Origin of the sequence: Sporomusa sp. KB1 (genome assembly GCF_007830295.1) — a bacterium.
Lineage (GTDB): Bacteria > Bacillota > Negativicutes > Sporomusales > Sporomusaceae > Sporomusa.
Map to the genome: position 1 here is coordinate 2,330,670 of NZ_VLKC01000002.1, position 18,198 is coordinate 2,348,867.

General features: G+C 43.9%; 17 protein-coding genes, 1 rRNA gene and 1 other annotated feature. Of the genes, 13 read left to right on the forward strand and 5 right to left on the reverse strand.

What is annotated here, in order from left to right:
- Window positions 1-8: 8 nt before the first annotated feature.
- Window positions 9-105, forward strand: a sequence feature (23S ribosomal RNA rRNA prediction is too short).
- A 149-nt stretch (window positions 106-254) separates the two neighbouring features.
- A 5S ribosomal RNA gene (rrf, locus tag SALPA_RS14430) occupies window positions 255-371 on the forward strand.
- A gap of 136 nt (window positions 372-507) precedes the next feature.
- Here the strand turns inward: rrf and SALPA_RS14435 are convergent.
- Together SALPA_RS14435 and speD are read right to left on the reverse strand one after the other, a co-directional pair.
- Complete coding sequence (locus SALPA_RS14435) at window positions 508-1,002, reverse strand: rubrerythrin family protein (RefSeq protein WP_145095337.1); 495 nt, start codon at window positions 1,000-1,002, stop codon at window positions 508-510.
- Between the two features lie 161 nt (window positions 1,003-1,163).
- On the reverse strand, window positions 1,164-1,604 hold the full coding sequence (speD, locus tag SALPA_RS14440) for an adenosylmethionine decarboxylase (protein WP_145095340.1): 441 nt from the start codon (window positions 1,602-1,604) through the stop codon (window positions 1,164-1,166).
- Window positions 1,605-1,915: 311 nt separating this feature from the next.
- On the opposite strand from speD, the gene SALPA_RS14445 reads away from it, so the two are divergent.
- The 8 genes from SALPA_RS14445 (at window position 1,916) to disA (ending at window position 11,149) form a co-directional block, all read left to right on the forward strand.
- Window positions 1,916-3,100, forward strand: coding sequence for an FprA family A-type flavoprotein (locus SALPA_RS14445; protein WP_145095343.1), 1,185 nt, complete (start codon window positions 1,916-1,918; stop codon window positions 3,098-3,100).
- Between the two features lie 94 nt (window positions 3,101-3,194).
- Window positions 3,195-3,725 (forward strand): zinc dependent phospholipase C family protein, encoded by a 531-nt coding sequence (locus SALPA_RS14450; RefSeq protein WP_145095346.1) that lies wholly within the window; start codon window positions 3,195-3,197, stop codon window positions 3,723-3,725.
- A gap of 237 nt (window positions 3,726-3,962) precedes the next feature.
- Window positions 3,963-4,415 (forward strand): CtsR family transcriptional regulator, encoded by a 453-nt coding sequence (locus SALPA_RS14455; protein ID WP_145095349.1) that lies wholly within the window; start codon window positions 3,963-3,965, stop codon window positions 4,413-4,415.
- 17 nt (window positions 4,416-4,432) lie between these two features.
- Complete coding sequence (locus SALPA_RS14460) at window positions 4,433-4,969, forward strand: UvrB/UvrC motif-containing protein (RefSeq protein WP_145095352.1); 537 nt, start codon at window positions 4,433-4,435, stop codon at window positions 4,967-4,969.
- A gap of 14 nt (window positions 4,970-4,983) precedes the next feature.
- Window positions 4,984-6,054: a protein arginine kinase gene (locus SALPA_RS14465; protein ID WP_145095355.1), complete on the forward strand. Its 1,071-nt coding sequence runs from the start codon at window positions 4,984-4,986 to the stop codon at window positions 6,052-6,054.
- A 38-nt stretch (window positions 6,055-6,092) separates the two neighbouring features.
- Window positions 6,093-8,552 carry an ATP-dependent Clp protease ATP-binding subunit gene (locus tag SALPA_RS14470; protein ID WP_145095358.1) on the forward strand — a complete coding sequence of 820 codons (2,460 nt, stop codon included), beginning with the start codon at window positions 6,093-6,095 and terminating at the stop codon, window positions 8,550-8,552.
- A 141-nt stretch (window positions 8,553-8,693) separates the two neighbouring features.
- On the forward strand, window positions 8,694-10,061 hold the full coding sequence (gene radA / locus SALPA_RS14475) for a DNA repair protein RadA (RefSeq protein WP_370516736.1): 1,368 nt from the start codon (window positions 8,694-8,696) through the stop codon (window positions 10,059-10,061).
- Entirely contained in the window at window positions 10,058-11,149 is a 1,092-nt protein-coding gene (gene disA / locus SALPA_RS14480) for a DNA integrity scanning diadenylate cyclase DisA (RefSeq protein ID WP_145095365.1), read from the forward strand. The genes radA and disA overlap by 4 nt, the downstream gene beginning before the upstream one ends.
- Before the next feature lie 151 nt (window positions 11,150-11,300).
- Here disA and SALPA_RS14485 read toward each other — a convergent pair whose 3' ends face one another.
- The 3 genes from SALPA_RS14485 to SALPA_RS14495 all read right to left on the reverse strand — a co-directional run bounded on the left by SALPA_RS14485 (window position 11,301) and on the right by SALPA_RS14495 (window position 13,339).
- Entirely contained in the window at window positions 11,301-11,618 is a 318-nt protein-coding gene (locus tag SALPA_RS14485) for a stage II sporulation protein P (RefSeq protein WP_145095368.1), read from the reverse strand.
- Between the two features lie 13 nt (window positions 11,619-11,631).
- Window positions 11,632-12,804, reverse strand: coding sequence for a stage II sporulation protein P (gene spoIIP, locus SALPA_RS14490; protein ID WP_145095371.1), 1,173 nt, complete (start codon window positions 12,802-12,804; stop codon window positions 11,632-11,634).
- 136 nt (window positions 12,805-12,940) lie between these two features.
- The gene (locus SALPA_RS14495) at window positions 12,941-13,339 is read right to left on the reverse strand and encodes a DUF1573 domain-containing protein (RefSeq protein ID WP_145095374.1); all 399 of its coding nucleotides are present in this window, start codon (window positions 13,337-13,339) and stop codon (window positions 12,941-12,943) included.
- Window positions 13,340-13,660: 321 nt separating this feature from the next.
- Between SALPA_RS14495 and SALPA_RS14500 the strand changes: the two genes are divergently transcribed.
- From SALPA_RS14500 to gltX, 4 genes are all read left to right on the forward strand, one after another.
- Window positions 13,661-14,791, forward strand: a complete 1,131-nt coding sequence (locus SALPA_RS14500; protein WP_186451075.1) for a PIN/TRAM domain-containing protein — start codon at window positions 13,661-13,663, stop codon at window positions 14,789-14,791.
- A 64-nt stretch (window positions 14,792-14,855) separates the two neighbouring features.
- Window positions 14,856-16,031, forward strand: a complete 1,176-nt coding sequence (gene ispD / locus SALPA_RS32445) for a 2-C-methyl-D-erythritol 4-phosphate cytidylyltransferase (protein WP_145095377.1) — start codon at window positions 14,856-14,858, stop codon at window positions 16,029-16,031.
- 82 nt (window positions 16,032-16,113) lie between these two features.
- A complete protein-coding gene (locus tag SALPA_RS14510; protein ID WP_255451211.1) occupies window positions 16,114-16,395 on the forward strand; it encodes a hypothetical protein in 282 nt (93 codons plus the stop codon).
- Between the two features lie 131 nt (window positions 16,396-16,526).
- Window positions 16,527-17,987, forward strand: coding sequence for a glutamate--tRNA ligase (gene gltX, locus SALPA_RS14515; protein ID WP_145095380.1), 1,461 nt, complete (start codon window positions 16,527-16,529; stop codon window positions 17,985-17,987).
- Window positions 17,988-18,198: the final 211 nt, after the last annotated feature.

The window sequence follows — 18,198 nt, forward strand, 5'->3', positions numbered from 1 at the left end:
AGGTCTGTCATTCGAAAGAAGTAAGGCCCCTTGAAGATTACAAGGTAGATAGGCCAGATGTGGAAGTGGAGTAATCCATGTAGCTGACTGGTACTAATAGGCCGAGGACTTGACTTAATAACCTCGTTTGCATGAAGTGCAAACATTATCAGTAAATCCTAATGTGCAGTCTTTCTTCTGTGAAGTTTTGAAGGAACATCCTTCATAAAAAAGATATATTGCTAGTCGTAAGTCGACTAACAAATGTCGAATAATCCAGTGACGATAGCTGTGGGGTCCCACCTGTTCCCATACCGAACACAGTAGTTAAGCCCACAAACGCCGAAGGTACTTGGTTGGAAACGGCCTGGGAGATTAGGAAGTTGCTGGTTGAAAGAGACACCTACTTAATTGTAGGTGTTTTTTTATTGTCATGAAGCTTAGAGAGTTCAGAGTATCCCGGGGTTGCAAAGAGTAAATAAAAAGCCCAACCTAGTAAGGTTGGACTTAGTATAGATATATGTATTTTTAACCGACGGTTTTATAAGCTTGGGATTTAGCCCCACAGATAGGACATTTTTCCGGAGCTCCTTTTTCAGCAATATGGCCGCATACTGTACAAATATAATAGTCATAGGTTTCAGTATTATCAATATTGGCAAGAGCCTTTTTATATAACTCAGCATGAACTTTTTCGGCTTCGTTGGCAAGAGTAAAGGTTCGAACAGCTGCCGTATTATTTTCTTCTTTAGCTATTTTAATGAAGTCAGGGTACATAGATTCAAACTCATAGGTTTCACCTTCTATAGCGGACTGAAGGTTTTCAGAAGTTGATTTAATTCCACCCAATGCTTTTAATTGTGCATGAGCATGAAAGGTTTCTGCTTCAGCTGCAGCCCGGAATAGTTTGGCTGCCTGGGCATGACCTTCACTGTCAGCTTGTTTGGCAAAAGCAAGATATTTACGATTGGCTTGAGATTCACCAGCAAAAGCGGTAGTAAGATTTTTATCAGTTGTACTCATTATGAATTGCCCTCCTTAAAATTTAATAGAACATATTATCTATGGATTATTATTATCTTTTTTCCTCGTTTTGTCAATACTAGTATGTCCAAATATCTGTATTTGAGTAAAGAAAACATCTGGACAAAAAAATGTGCAGCCAGTTTGCTGGCTGCACATTTTTATTTGTTACGAAGAAAGCGCCAAACCCGGGCACTTGTATTGCGCATGCGGCGTAGAGGTGCAATGCTCACTCGTATGCGGGGCTTCATATCCTTTTGCAAACCTCGCATAATGTTGGTCATTCTAGTTTTTTCAGGCCTCAAAATTTTTTTAAAAACAGTAAGCGCTTTATCTGGACGGGTATAATCACCATAGGTGAAAATGTCAATAGCTGCGTAGCTTTGCTCTGGAAAGGTGTGAATACTCATATGGCTTTGTCCTAGCAAGGCAATGACTGTCAGACCTTGAGGCTCAGTTTGATGACCAACTAAATCTAGTAATGTCAGGTTCGTTTCTTTGATTGCCGCCAGCATAGCAGTCTTAATAAATTCGAGGTTATTAAGATGGTCATAGTTACAGCCGTACATATCGATGGTTAGATGTCTTCCAATGGATGTCATGATGGCTCGCCCCTTTATGAAAAATCGTGAGTATATACAGCGGTAAATGAGCAAATTTTCACGTTATATCAGAAAAACGGCGATTTAAAGAGATTTGGCAAATGTTTTCTAATATAATTTAAGATTTATACAATTATACATTATATTTATAATGGTCAAGAATGTAAATAGTTATTTAATGATTTTGAAAAAAACATTAAATAATTTTTTAGATAATGATAATTATTGCTATCAGATAATTATTTAGGAATTATTTAGATGAATAACGAAGAAACTAAAAAAAGCATTGTCGTACAAGGAGTGGATAGTAAATGAATACTGTTAAACTATCTGAGAGTGTGTATTATGTTGGTGCAGTCGATTGGAATCTTCGTGATTTTCACGGTTATACTACGCCACGGGGGGTAACATATAATTCATACCTTATTATCGACGAAAAGGTATGTCTAATTGATACAGTTAAAGCCCCCTTTGCCCAGGAACTGCTGGAGCGCATCAGCCAAATTATTGACCCTGGTAAAATTGACTATGTTATTACTAATCACATTGAACCAGATCATTCCAGTGGTTTGCCGACAGTAATGACTAGGGCGCCACAGGCTAAGGTACTATTAACTGAACAGGGGCGTACTGGTATTATCAAACATTACCAGAAAAATTATGAGTTTCAGGTGGTTAAAGAAGGCGATGTGCTCAACCTTGGCCGCAACAAGCTGCAGTTTGTACCTGTACCCATGTTGCATTGGCCTGATTCGATGCTTAGTTATCTAACAGGCGAACAAATTTTGTTTTCTAATGATGCCTTTGGGCAGCATATATCTACAACAAAACGTTTCGATGATGAGAATGAATTGCCTGAACTGATTTATGAGGCAGAGAAATATTACGCGAACATTCTTCAGCCCTTTGGCAAGATGGTAGTAAAGGCTGTAAATAAGCTTAACGAGCTGCCAATTAAGATTATTGCTCCCAGCCATGGAGTTGTGTGGCGTAAGCATATCCCTGATATTGTAGCTAAATATCAGGATTGGGGTCATGGTAAAACGGTGGGGAAAGTGGTTATTGCTTATGATAGTATGTGGGGCAGTACTGAACGCATGGCCCGTCAAATGCTAGATGGTGTTGCAAGTACTGGTGTTACAGGCAAGCTGTACAAGCTATCGGTAGCTGACCGGAGCGAGGTTGTTCGGGATATGCTGGAGGCAGGTGGCGTGCTGATTGGTTCACCGACGTTAAATAATGGCATGATGCCTACGGTGGGAGCACTAATGACCTATCTCAAGGGCTTGCGGCCAGCAGGGAAAATCGGGGCTGCGTTTGGTGCCTACGGCTGGGGTGGCGGTGCGCAAAAGGCGATTGAGGAGATGCTAAGTAGCAGCGGGATAGCTTGGGAGCAGCCTGGCTTATCGCTTAAATGGGTACCTGATGCGGCTGAAATGGATAAGTGCTTTGAATTTGGCCGCGAGTTTGCAAACAAATTATTGAATAAGATATAAATGATTAGGCAGTGCTGCTAGAGCGCTGCCTTTCTACATACTGTGCCTGTTGTGGAGCACACTAGTATAAAGGGACTAAAATTTAGGAGGCAGAATGAATACCCTTCATCACGGGTTTTGGATTTATTTTTTTACAAGACATCATCCTAAGGTGTGGCAGTTTGTCTTTGGTGCTATGCTGCCAGACTATATTTACGTGGTGCTTTTAGGCTTGTTGTTGCATAAAGACTATGTGACTTGGTCTGAGCTTGGCAGCTTAGGACCAGACGTGCTGATGAGCCTTGTACCCCTCTTTCCGTGGGTGACAAAAATTGATCTAATAGGTCATTCTGTACTAATTTGGTTTACTGCATTAGTCGCAAGTTTGTTACCTGGAATAAAAAAATTTCAGGCGTTCATTATTGGCTGGGGTACACATTTACTAATAGACGCTCTTACGCATGGCGCATACTCGAACTTTTATCTTTTTCCTTTAAGAGCGAATACGGTGGAAAGTCCAGTATCTTATTGGGAACATAATCACTGGTTTCGGGAATATAGGCTCATAAATACCTGTCTGATGGCAGCCGCAGCTATTTATATGTTTTGGGAATGGTGGAAAAGACGAAAACGAATGAGGAGATAAGGATAACTAATAGAGATTACAGCTAAAACCTTATGATTTTCAAGTAGTTGGAAGACGAATAATGTCTGATTGAGAAATAGTTATAAACAAGGAGATATTCGTCAATAATCGTTATGTAGTAACTCAGAAGCTGGAATTTCGCAATACAGTAGTATTGCATTAAAAAAAAAAATAAAATAAAATAAAATAAAGTCAAAAAGTCAATTAAAGTCAAAATAGAAGTAGGGAGGTGGGAATTTGAAGAATTTGGCCGATGTGATTGAACAATGGATTTTGCATCAGATGGCAAGCGAGCAAGACGAAATCATTATCTTGCGGCGAAACGAAATGGCAGAAGAGCTTGCCTGTGCTCCTTCGCAAATCACATATGTGCTCAGTACTCGTTTTACTATTGAGCGCGGCTTTATTGTTGAATCCCGACGCGGTTCCGGTGGTTTTGTCCGGATTGCCCGCATCCCAGTGCAAACTATTGTATATCAAGATGCCGCCAATCAAATTAATGAATCGATAAGTTTAGAAGAAGTAAAAGCCATCGTCGCCCGTTTGCGAAGCCATAATCTTATGACTAATCGCGAGGCCGCACTTGTATGTAAGTGTTTTGCGATGCTGTATGACCAGATTCCCCCAAAGGAACGGGTACCGTTGTTAAAATCATTATTGATGACCTTAGCTAGCCAAAATGAAGGATGAGTACGGAGGCAAAGATTATGTTATGTGATGAATGTCAAAAAGAGCCCGCCTGTGTGCACATTACTAAAGTAATAAACCAGCAAAAGATTGAGAAACATTTGTGTGAGCAGTGTGCGCAAAAAGCAGGCGAAATCATGAGTAAGGGGATAATTTTTGGCAGTAAGTTTTCTATCCACGATTTTCTGAAAGAAATGTTTGATTATACATTGACAGAGAATACCTGCCCTACACTTGAACCTGTCTGTTCAGACTGTGGTCTTAGCTATAGTGAGTTTTGCCAAAGCGGCAAATTTGGCTGTAGTGGCTGTTACCAGGCCTTTGCGGGGCAATTGGAGCCGCTGATTAAGCGTATTCACGGGACGGTAGAGCACACTGGCAAAATACCTAAACGAGGCGGCAGGCGCTTAGGTGTGGAACAACAGATTAAGCGTCTACGTCATAAGTTGGAGCAACATGTTACTCGCGAAGAGTATGAGCTGGCAGCTCAACTTAGAGATGAAATAAAAGTAATGGAGAAACAGCTTGTTGCTGGTTCTGACGCCAGCCAAGAGTAAGGGAGGGATGCCAGATGGATTATATCTTAAAAAACCTGTTAAGTCAGCCACTTACGCCCTGGCTCAGCGGCTTAGGACCTGAAGGTGAGATTGTGCTTTCCAGCCGGATTCGTCTAGCTCGCAACCTTAAAAGCCAGCCCTTTCCCGGGCGGGCCTCAGACGCTAAGCTTGGTGAAATCATGGCTGAGATCAAAGCTGTTCCAGCCGAGCTTATGGCAGATGACGGGCATGAATATGCGTTTATCGAGCTTGAAAAGTTATCACCGTTGGCTAGATATGTGCTTGTGGAAAAACATATTGTTAGTCCTAACCATGTTGCCGATCCTAAGAATCGGGCACTTGTTGTCCGCGATGATGCCAGTGTTAGTATTATGGTAAATGAAGAAGATCACCTACGGCTGCAATGTCTGGAGGCGGGTCTTAACCTGACAGAAGCCTTTACGCAAGCGAATACGGTGGATGATATTATTGAGGCCAAACATGGTCTGGCTTTTATGGAGCATATTGGTTATTTGACTGCCTGCCCTACCAATATTGGTACTGGCTTACGGGCATCAGTTATGGTTCATTTGCCAGCGTTGTCATTAACCAAGCAAATGGGGACAATGGTGGCTATTGCCACACGGTTAGGGCTGACTGTGCGTGGGTTATATGGTGAAGGCACAGAGGCAACAGGTAACATTTTTCAGATATCAAACCAGGTTACCTTAGGCCGTAGTGAACAGGATATTATCAATAACCTTAATAGTGTCGTAAAGCAGATTGTTGATAAGGAACGCATGGCGAGGAGCCTGTTAATTAATGAAACACCAGATGTGCTTGCTGACAGGGTGTGGCGGGCCTATGGCGTGTTGCGCTACGCACAAAGTCTGTCAGCATCAGAAGCCTTGGCGCTATTAAGCGAGGTACGACTGGGGATTGATCTGGGTGTTATTGATGAGGCGCTTCCCGCGGTATTTAATCAGTTACTGGTAACGACCCGGCCTAATTTTCTGCAAAATCTGTCGGGAGAGGTAGCGTTAAATCAAGCAGAAAGCAACAAATTGCGGGCTAAATTAGTTCGTTTAAGTTTACGAGGAAACTAATGCAAAAACAAGATGAAGGCGTAAGGAGGTAAGTACTTATGTTTAATAGATTTACAGACAGAGCTCGTAAGGTATTAATATTGGCACAGCAGGAGGCGGCCAAATATGGTCATGGCTACATCGGCACTGAGCATTTATTGCTGGGGCTGCTGCGGGAAGGTGAAGGAGTGGCTGCCAAAGCCTTGAGTTCATTGGGTTTGGAAATAGCTGCCGTCCGGGTACAGGTGGAAAACATTCTTGGTACGGGTCAGCAGCAGACCAGTGATATTGGCTATACGCCGCGAGCTAAAAAGGTCATTGAATTAGCGATGGAAGAGGCGTTGCGTCTAGGTCATAATTATGTGGGGACAGAACATATTCTTCTTGGACTCATCCGCGAGGGTGAAGGTATTGCAGCGCAAGTTCTAACAGGAATGGGCGTAGATATTAATCTTATGCGGCAGCGGGTCATTGAAATGTTGGGTGGGTATTCGATGTCCGGCCAGGCACCACAGCCAAAATCCACAACCAATGGCGGTCAAGCGTCATCAGGTAGTAATGGAACACCGCTTTTAGATGAATTTGGTCGCGATCTCAATAAGATGTCTCAGGCAGGAAAAATTGATCCGGTGATTGGCCGTGCTGCCGAGATTGAGAGGGTAATTCAAATTCTTTTACGGCGCACTAAGAATAATCCGGTGCTTATCGGTGAACCTGGGGTTGGTAAAACAGCCATTGCCGAGGGTCTAGCAAAACGCATTGTTGAGGGTCAGATGCCGGAAATTTTGCGTAACAAACGGGTGGTCTCGCTTAATATGGCATCTATGGTTGCTGGCACCAAGTATCGCGGTGAATTCGAAGAACGCCTAAAAAAAGTAATTGATGAAATTCGGGAAGCCGGTAATGTAGTCTTGTTTATTGATGAATTGCATACTCTCATCGGCGCTGGGGCTGCGGAGGGAGCCATTGATGCTGCTAATATTTTAAAACCAGCGTTGGCGAGGGGGGAACTGCAGGTCATTGGAGCTACCACACTTAATGAGTATAAAAAATATATTGAGAAAGATTCCGCCTTGGAACGGCGTTTCCAGCCGATCACTGTGGGTGAGCCTAGTGTTGAAGATGCCATTGACATCTTAAAAGGCATAAGAGATAAATATGAGGCTTTTCACCGGGCACAAATTACCGATGAAGCTATTGAGGCAGCGGTAAGGCTTTCGCATCGCTATATTTCTGATCGCTTTTTGCCAGATAAAGCCATTGATCTTATGGATGAAGCAGCTTCACGCGTACGGCTACAATCATTTTCTATTCCTCCTGATATCAAGGAGGTGGAAAAACGGTTTGAGCAAGTGCGGACAGAAAAGGAAGCAGCTATTGCAGCGCAGGAGTTTGAACGGGCAGCAAACCTGCGCGATATGGAACAGCAAATTCGCGAAGAACTGGAAACCAAGCAAAAAGAGGCTAAACAGCGTGGTAATGAACGCATCGTTGTCGCGGCTGATGATATTGCCCATGTAGTTGCTACCTGGACTCGGATTCCGGTTAAAAAATTAGCTGAAGAAGAATCCGAACGGTTACTCAAGTTAGAAGAAATTCTGCATAATCGGGTAATTGGCCAGCATCAGGCGGTGCAGGCGATAGCCAAAGCGGTACGCCGCGCTCGGGCTGGTCTCAAAGATCCTAAACGGCCGATTGGCTCTTTCCTGTTCCTGGGGCCGACAGGGGTTGGTAAAACAGAACTGTCTCGCGCTTTAGCGGAAGCGCTATTTGGCGATGAAACAGCCATGATTCGCCTGGATATGTCTGAGTACATGGAAAAACATACGGTATCACGCCTTGTTGGTGCACCTCCCGGCTATGTTGGTTATGAAGAAGGTGGTCAGTTAACTGACGCTATTCGGCGCAAGCCTTATGCGGTTATTCTTCTGGATGAGATTGAAAAGGCTCATTATGACGTATTCAATATGCTGCTACAAGTACTGGAAGATGGTCGTTTGACCGATAGCCAGGGACGGACAGTTGATTTTAAAAATACCGTTATTATCATGACATCAAATGTTGGTTCCCAGCATTTAAAGAAGGATGCCGCTGGTTTGGGCTTCTTATCTGAAGAAAGAGCTAAGGCTAACGAAGGCGAAGCAGCCAAAACGCGGGTGCTTGACGAGGTTAAGCGGATATTTAGACCAGAATTTTTAAATCGCATTGATGAGATTATAGTTTTCAGTAGTCTGACAGACGAAGACTTGAAACAGATAGTAGAAATTATGCTTAAAGAGGTAGCCAGTCGTTTGTCAGTGGCTAATTTAAGCTTGGAGTTAACCGAGGCAGCCAAAAATGAGCTATTAAAAGAGGGACGTGACCATGCTTTTGGCGCCCGACCGCTACGCCGTGCTATTCAAAAACTGATTGAAGATGAAGTTTCGGAGCTGATTATCCGTCAAACCATCGCCGCCGGTGATACGGTAGTAGTTGAAACTGACGACAGTGGTAAATTAAATTTTGCCAAGAAAGCTTGATTAGCAGGAATCTTACTCTATCAACGCGAAAAAGCACTCAAAATGAGTGCTTTTTTGCGTTGGTCTGGTGGATAATTGTATCGAATGTATTAAAAAATGCTCCTTCTGGCGCTATATTCGTTACTGTATTAAAGGAGAATAATTTTGGCTAAAGTTAAAACCAAGTTTGTTTGCCAGCAATGTGGATCGGAAGCAAGTAAATGGCTGGGACGTTGCCCCGGCTGTGGTGAATGGAATACAATGGTGGAAGAGGTAGCAGTAAAAAAGTCGGAAATAACACTGACTGGTATGCCTGCGTCAAAGCCAAAGCCGATTAGTATGGTGGGTACCTCTGCTATGCCGCGGTTATTAACCGGTGTGGGTGAGTTTGACCGGGTACTTGGCGGGGGAATAGTACCCGGTGCGCTCCTCTTAATCGGTGGTGATCCAGGAATCGGCAAATCAACATTGTTGTTACAAGTGGCTACAGGGATAGCCGAAAAGTATGGTTCAGTTATATATATATCTGGTGAGGAATCGGCAGCGCAAATAAAAATTAGAGCTGAGCGACTTGGGAAAATAAGCAATAATTTGTTAATTTTTACAGAAAATAATTTAGAGACAATTATTGTGGAGGCATTGCAGCACAAACCGGCGTTAGTTATTATTGATTCTATTCAGACTATGTATAGTCCAGATATTCCATCAGCTCCAGGAAGTGTGGGGCAAGTGCGGGAAAGCACTGGCAAGCTTATGCGGTTTGCCAAGGAAAGTGGCATTCCTACAGCCATAATCGGGCATGTTACTAAAGATGGCAACATTGCAGGTCCGCGGCTGCTAGAGCACATGGTCGATGTTGTGCTTTATTTTGAGGGGGAACGCAGCTACGCTTTCCGCGTGCTGCGAGCGATCAAAAATCGGTTTGGTTCAACAAATGAAAGTGGCATTTTTTCCATGGAAGAACATGGCTTGGCGGAAGTGACCAATCCTTCTGGACTTTTACTGGCCGAGCGGCCCCAGGGAGCACCTGGTTCGGTGGTGCTGGTATATATGGAAGGTGTTCGGCCGCTTTTAATTGAAATTCAGGCGTTGGTTAGCACTACTTGTTTTGGTATGCCGCGCCGAATGGCGGCAGGCTTTGATTACAATCGCTTACTATTATTAATGGCTGTGCTGGAAAAAAGGGTAGGCATTATGCTTGCGAATCAAGACGCATATGTTAATGCAGTGGGCGGCTTTAAAATTGTCGAGCCGGCAGCTGATTTGCCAGTAGTGCTGGCAATTGCATCCAGCTTTAGAGGTACTGCGGTTGACCCGAGTACTGTAGTTATGGGTGAAGTAGGTCTGACAGGTGAGGTGCGAATGATAGGCAGGGTGGAAGCCCGAATTGCCGAGGCAGCGGCACTGGGTTTTAAGCGTTTTGTAATTCCTGCGGGAAATTTGTCCAGTCTTAAGCTTGCACGGACAGCAGGACTTAAGCTTATTGGGGCTGCTAGTGTCAGCGAGGCTATGGAGGCGGTATTCGTATGAGTAAAAATCGGGAAGAGCGTTCAGAACGGCTATGGGATGCTCGCTTTGTTAAAACAATAAAAACACTAGCGCCAGGTACAACAATACGGGATGGTTTGGAGAATGTGCTAAGAGCCAAGATGGGGGCGCTGGTGCTAGTGGGAGATAATCCAACCGTGCTCGAGATTGTCGATGGTGGTTTCGAAATCAACTCAGAATTTACACCGGCCGGTTTCTATGAACTAGCCAAAATGGATGGAGCTATTGTGCTCTCCAATGACGGTAAAAGAATTCTGTTTGCAAATGCTCAATTAGTACCTGACCCGGGGATACCTACTGCCGAAACCGGTACGCGACACCGTACCGCGGAACGGGTAGCTAAACAGACTGGCGCACCGGTTGTAGCTATTTCGCAGCGGCGTAACATAATCTCGGTGTATCTTGGTAATCTTCGTTATACACTTAAAGATATACCCGTAATATTAAACCGGGCTAATCAGGCACTGCAGACCTTGGAAAAGTATAAAAAAGTACTTGATAAAGGGTTAACCAACTTAAGTGCGCTGGAATTTGAAGATTTGGCCACATTATATGATGTGGCCATAATTCTGATTCGGGCTGAACAGGTTAACCGTATTGCCGGGGAGATTGAACGAAATATCATTGAACTAGGAATAGAGGGCCGTCTTGTCAGTATGCAGATGGAAGAACTTATTTCGAGTGTGGATGATGTTGCGCTACTGATTAAAGATTATTGCAGTACGAATGAGCTCAAAGACTGTGAAACTGTCAGGGCGCAAATTGCTGCCTTACCGGAAGAAAGCCTTGAGCCGTTTACCATATGTAGGCTGTTAGGCTATGGTGTTAGCCCGACTGCGATGGATATTCCTGTTGTTCCGCGCGGCTATCGGGTGCTTCGCCAGATTTCCCGCTTGCCGCTGTTAGTAGGGGAAAAGCTAGTGGTTCATTTTAAAACACTTCACCATATCTATAGCGCCAGCCTGGAAGATCTGGATGAAGTCGAGGGTATTGGTGAGGTACGAGCTAGGACAATAAAAGACGGCCTAAAGCGGGTGCGGGAGCAAGCCCTTTTAGACCGTCACTTCTAAACGCGGCTGATTTCTAGCACCCATCTGCTTTGTTGTTCCTGCGGGCGTTCCCTCCGACTTACTCCCAGTACGACTACGGTCACGTCCTCGTCGCGCCTCGCATCTGGATACTATAAATCAACCTTAGCTTTTGCGTAATTACTGACGGCTGTTATTTTTTATACAATTCCAAATTCAAGTCTTCAACGAATCGAGCATAAGCTTGGTTTTCTTCGATCTTTACAATTTTGTAACGCTTATTCTGGTCGCTGACAAGCTCATCGCCGATGCTGACAACAACCGGGACATACATAAGAACTTCTTTGGTATCCTCCTCTACTATAATATAGTAGTCATATATTTTTTGCGGGGTTTGTTCAGGTTTTGGTTGAACCGAGAACATGGTAAGCGGGACATAGTAAACTCCAATGATAACAATGGCGACTAAGGCGAGAAGGCTGGCCAGTTTTGTTACACTCCTTCTACTCACAAGTCAGCACCTCCTACTCTTTGCGCTTTTTGCGTGATCCTAAAAAATTGGCAAACTCGTATTTAAAAAAATGCTTAAGTTTTTTCTTGGCCTCTTGCCAACTGCCAGTGCTAAGGAACAAAAAAATGACTATGCCACCAACAACAACCAACGCCATCCCCAAGATATCATAACCGGGGGCTGCGTCAGTTGGTACATAGGAGGCAGCTGCGGTATTACCACTAGGATTGTTGTCATTTATCTCAGTATAAGTCCCAGCTTGGCTGGCCTCAGCTACGCCGCCACTAGTGCCGCCTGGCCCCAGAAAAGAGGGAACAACATCAGCAAACAGAGAGAGGCTGCGTTCAGCAGCTTCGCGGCTATTGTATTGGGTGCCGACTTCTATCAATAATGCCCGGGGGCTTAAATCCTGGTTATAATTACCATGGGCGATAAAGATTCCTCGAATAAGGCCGCGATATTTGGCATCAGTGGCGGCCTTGATACTTCTAGCATAATCGAGAGTGGTTTTTCGATTTTGATTTTGGCGGCCGACGACAAGCAGCAACTTGCTGACATTTTCACCATTAATAGTAGTACTATATACCCTAAGTGGAGCACTGTCGCGATGCACGTCAAAAATAGCATCAGGCTGGTGCTGTAACAGCTTCATAGCTGTACGGCGGGAACGATGGTACGCATTGGCATCGTGGGGGTCGTGCAAAGTTTTTGAATGCTCAACCTGATAGCCAAGCTCAGTTAATTTTTTTTCGAAAGCGTCACCAACGACCATAATAGAGCCTTTACCTGGCTGAGTCGGTGTTCCATCGTTAGGTATATAGGATTCGTCAGTATGGCTGTGGTATATGGCGATTTTAGGCTTAGGTACTTCGGGCACTGGGGCCTGGACAAAAATGGCATTATCCGGAGCTTGACTCGATAGTTTCTCTACAGAGCGGCACCGGGCCAACGTACCTTCGACTGCAGTAACTTCATAGAGGATGTTGTCTTCACTGATGTATTCATCACCTAGGTGAACTTCATGACCTGTCTGCAGCACAATAAAACCTCGATCATCAATTACGGTTACATAGCCGGAAACCAGCTCATTGCCAGTTAGTGTTTCAGCTCCAGCCGCTATAGCGGGAAGCCCGGTATAGCTAAGTAATACAACTATAATCAGCAAAAGTTTCACAAGATAGTGCATATTTACCCCCCTTTTACCAATATCATTCCCACTGGGAAAATGTTTATCCGATGACCAAGCAGCTCTTAATTCTTGTTTTAATCGTAAAAAAAAAACACAGTCTTATAAAAAGACTGTGTTACTATATAGGTACTGTCTAAGATAAATGGAAAACGCCTAACATTTTAACATTACTATGCTCTTGTTGCATTACTTTATGTAAGGAAAGTCCAGTAAGATTACATAGTGCAGCAAGATAGAACATGCTGTGGCCTAGTTCCTTGGCAATTACTTCTTGGCATTGTGGACAAGGTTCACCAACAAGATGGGAGGACATGTGATCCTTGAGATCACTATAGGAAGCATTTTCAGGCACAGATTGGCGGGCGGCAGCAACCTGGATACAGCCGCACTCGGTAACTGCTTTCGCAATGGCTCGGTTCACCCGGGCAGACGCTTCCTGATATTTTGTCAGGATATCAAGTACGCTACGGTGTCGTATTAAGTATTCGTCTACAGCAGACTGGAAGTCTGAGCAGCATGTATTGTCATACACTCTAGGTTCACCTCACTTTGCTTTTAATTATATAAACTGCTCTCTATAGTTGTCAATGTTGCTAGAAGAAAAACTAAGTTGTTTATAACACCCAGATAATGGGGTCAGGATACTTATGAGGTAATTTCTTGACAAGGTTGAATTATGCATGATACAATACTAAATTTTGACAAAGACTTAAGCTCTATGATATACTAAATCTGAATACAGTCAGGATGCAGTAACATCTGGGACGTATTTTTTTATTAAAAGTAGGACATAATAGAGATGTATTTCCACTTTTTGGGTGAAAACTGATTGAAATGAAAGGAGGTTAAGTCTATGATTGACAAGACGCTTAGAATCATTATTACTATATTAGCTGCAGTTGGTGGACTTATGATAACTGATAGGATTATGCCGCTTCTGGCCACTGTAATAAGTGAAGAGTTTTTAAGAGTTGGCGTATTTGGCGTTACGATGACCACCATTCTTTCCTTTGTTTTTGGCGGTTTCGCTGGAGGAATTGTTGGATTTTTAGTGGCGCCATTTTTGCTGAAACATTTATGGAACTTTACTTATTGGCTAGAGTTACGCCTAAACAAGATGCCCGGATATGATGTACTAGCCGGTGTGTTGGGGTTAGCCACTGGACTAATAATTTCTAATTTACTCGGGTCTGCTTTTTTGCCTATTCCGATCGTTGGCAAGTATATTCCGTTAGTGTTGAGCGTTATTCTTGGCTATTTGGGTGTTAATGTTGCCATTAGAAAACGGGAAGAGATATTAAATATGTTTTCTAATCTGCCGGCATTGCCCTGGCTTAATCGTGATGGAAAAGAACGCGTAAGGGAGACTAAGGATGCTAGTGTGTGTCAGGCTAAAATTTTAGATACCAGCGTGATTATTGATGGACGTATTGCTGATATTTGTAAAAGTGGTTTTATTGAAGGCGCGCTCATAATCCCGACATTTGTTCTTGAAGAATTACAGCATATTGCTGACTCTTCTGATCTGTTGAAACGCAATCGGGGGCGGCGCGGTTTAGATATTTTAAACCGCATGCAAAAAGAATTTGCATTGAACGTGCAGATTGAAAATCAGGATTTTGAGGATATTGCTGAAGTAGACTCTAAACTTATTAAACTGGGGCAGCTTTTACAAGCCAAGGTAATAACAAATGACTATAATCTTAATAAAGTGGCCGAACTTCAGGGCGTGTCAGTTCTTAATATTAATGAATTGTCTAATGCCGTTAAACCAGTAGTACTACCAGGGGAAGAAATGGTAGTGCATGTTGTAAAGGATGGCAAGGAATTCGGTCAAGGTGTGGCATATCTTGATGACGGCACTATGATCGTGGTTGACGGTGGTAAAAGGCATATTGGCGAAACTGTGGGGGTTTTGGTTACATCAGTGCTGCAAACAGCTGCTGGTCGAATGATTTTTGCTAAACCCAAAATTGTGATTTGATTTCAGGCCTTCAAGCCCTTTGGGCTTGGGGGCTTTTTAGCATATTTTGATGGGAGGAAAGCATATGGTATGTGTTATTATTGCCGCGGCCGGACAGGGAAAGCGAATGGGGAGTGCGATTAATAAGGTGTTATTGCCACTTGCCGGTAAGTCCGTGTTGGCACATACAGTGCAAGCGGTCTGTCAGGCAGAGGGGGTGACAAGTATTGTCATAACAACCGCTGCTGAGGAGATGGAAATGACTAGTGAGCTACTCGCCAGTCTTAAGCTAGCTGTTTCCTGGCAAGTTGTTCCTGGTGGCAGTGAACGACAATACTCGATTGCTAACGCGCTAAAGGTGGTTGCACCTACGGCTAAGATTGTGGTAGTGCATGACGGAGCTCGCCCGCTGGCGCAGACGAGTCTGTTTAATCAGGTTATTGCCGTTGCCCGTGAAGAGCGTGCCGCTATTGCTGGCGTACCAGTTAAAGACACAATTAAGATAGCCGATCCTTCTGGCTGGGTAACAGGCACACCAGATCGTCATACCTTGTGGTCGGTGCAGACACCGCAAGCATTTGAGCGGGAACTGCTGCTAACGGCTTACAAGCAAGCAATGCAGGAGGGCTATCTGGGGACAGATGACGCAGCCTTGGTGGAACGACTGGGAATCAAGGTAAAAGTTGTTCCCGGCAATTACCAAAATATAAAGATTACTACTCCCGAAGATTTGCAGTTTGCTGAAACGGTACTTGGAGAACGACAGGAGGCAAGGAGTATGATTCGTGCTGGTATTGGTTATGATGTACATCGTTTAGTTCCTGAACGTAAGCTAATTCTTGGCGGAGTAGACATCCCCTATACGCTGGGTCTTGATGGTCATTCTGACGCCGATGTGCTGCTACATGCTATTAAAGATGCGCTGTTGGGTGCAGCGGCATTAGGTGATATTGGCCGCCACTTTCCTGATACTGATGGACGGTATAAAGGAATCTCCAGTTTGAAGCTATTAGCCGATGTACGTCAAATATTGAGTAAAAATGGCTATTGTGTCAATAATATTGATGCGACTATTGTAGCACAGAAGCCGAAACTGGCGACTTATATCCCAAAAATGAATAGCAATATTGCCGACGCATTAGGTATTGCCATTAACCAAATAAATGTTAAAGCCACTACTACTGAAGGGTTAGGGTTCACCGGACAAGGCGAGGGTATGGCGGCTTATGCGACGGCCACCATCACAACGGCACAAGTTTAATAGCTTGAAATAACCTGCATAAAAGCCTGTCAGCGAGACATATTATGAATAATTGATACTGACGCTAGTTGGAGGCGAAATTATGCAGAAAGTAATGCGAAGATTAGTAGTTTCATTACTACTGTCAATACTAATTATGCTCTACCCCTCGTCGGTGCTGGCAACTGATTTTAGTTTCAATATTGCTATTGTCCGGCAGGAGGGAGCCACGAGTGGTGAACTATGGCTTAACAATACATTAGTGTGGCGCCTGGCACTTTTGTCAGATGGGGCAAAACCAGTATCAGACAATGGTAATGGGGCTAATACAACGTTAGTTATTCCTGATATTGTGAATGGTATGTTTGTAGTCCAAGTTGAATGACAAACATAAGAGTGCTGCTAATAAATTTAGTAGCACTCTTTTTATTTTGCAAGCTGACGTAGAATCTGCTAAAATATACAATGATTGACACTACTACTGCTACTTCAAGTACATGGAAGGGGTACATATAAATGGAACAGGAACTTAGAGTACGATTTGCTCCCAGCCCGACCGGACCGTTTCATATCGGTGGAGCACGGTCTGCACTGTTTAATTGGCTGCTGGCCCGCAAAGAGGGTGGTAAGCTAATTCTAAGGATTGAAGATACTGACTTAGAACGTTCTACCAGGGAATCTGAGGAGAATATCAAGGCTTCTTTGCGTTGGCTGGGAATTGAATGGGACGAGGGAATTGATATAGGCGGCGAATATGGTCCTTACCGTCAGACTGAGCGTCTTGATATTTATCGCCAATATACGCAAAAATTGCTGGCTAGCGGACAGGCCTACTACTGCTACTGCAGCGAAGAAGAGCTTGATGCTGAGCGTCAGCGGCAACTGGATAATGGTGAAAATCCCCACTATACCGGACGCTGTTGTGACTTGAGTCCGGCTGAGCGTGAGCGGTTTATCGCCGAAGGCCGCAAACCTACTGTACGTTTTCGCGTACCGGAAAATCAGCAAATTGTTTTTAAAGACATGGTGCGGGATACGGTAAGTTTTGAATCAAATGGTGTGGGCGACTTTGTTATTGTGAAGTCGGACGGTATTCCCGTATATAACTATGCTGTGGTGCTTGATGATGCACTGATGAAGATAACCCATGTTATTCGGGCAGAAGAACATTTATCTAATACACCTCGCCAAGTATTGCTATATCAGGCGCTTGGTCTGCCACTGCCCCAGTTTGGACACATTTCTCTTATCCTCGGTAAAGATCGTACCAAGATGAGTAAGCGCCATGGCGCGACCTCAGTCGAACAATATAAAAACTTGGGTTATTTGCCTGAAGGAATTGTGAATTTCCTAGCTCTTTTAGGCTGGGCACCTGCCGGAGAAGAAGAAATATTCAACCAGGAAGAACTGATTCAGGCATTTTCCATGGAACGGGTAGCAAAAAATCCAGCTGTGTTTGATGTAGACAAGCTTAACTACATAAACGCTCATTATATTAAGCAAGCCAGCCCGGAACTTATTACAGAGCTAGCTTTGCCGCATCTCCAGGCAGCCGGTTTTATTGGGGAAGAGTTGACGACTCCGCAGCGGGAGTGGCTGGTGAAGGTGGTGGCTGAGCTTCAAGGCTATATCAGCTATGCGGCCCAAATAACAGAACATATTGGTGTTTTCTTTAATGATGATATCAACTTTGAGAATGAAGAGGCGCATGAGATTATGAAAGACGCTGATATTCCCAAAGTTATGGAGGCTTTTAAAACCAAGCTGACTGCGTTAGAGCAAGTAGAACCGGCAGCTGTTCAGGCTATATTAAAAGGCATTACCAAAGAGTTGAAACTGGGTGGTAAAAAGGTATATATGCCTGTCCGGATTGCTATAACAGGTAATATGCATGGGCTAGAGCTGATTAATCTTATTCCGCTGCTTGGTAAAGAGCGTACATTGGCGAGAATGGATTGCCTGATTGCTAAGATCTAAGCTTGTACAGGCGCTTGCATTGAACGAAACATTAGGTCAGTATAGGGCAGTTGGTTAATTTATTGATTGCGGTGAATGTAGCTTGACATGGTCAAGCTGGCATTAGTATAATTTATTTATAAACCTATTTGTATATGTAAAATGCGAGGACCAGAAGAAGTATGTGTTTACCTCCCTTAGAGAGGCACTGTCACCGGCTGTAAGCAGTGCT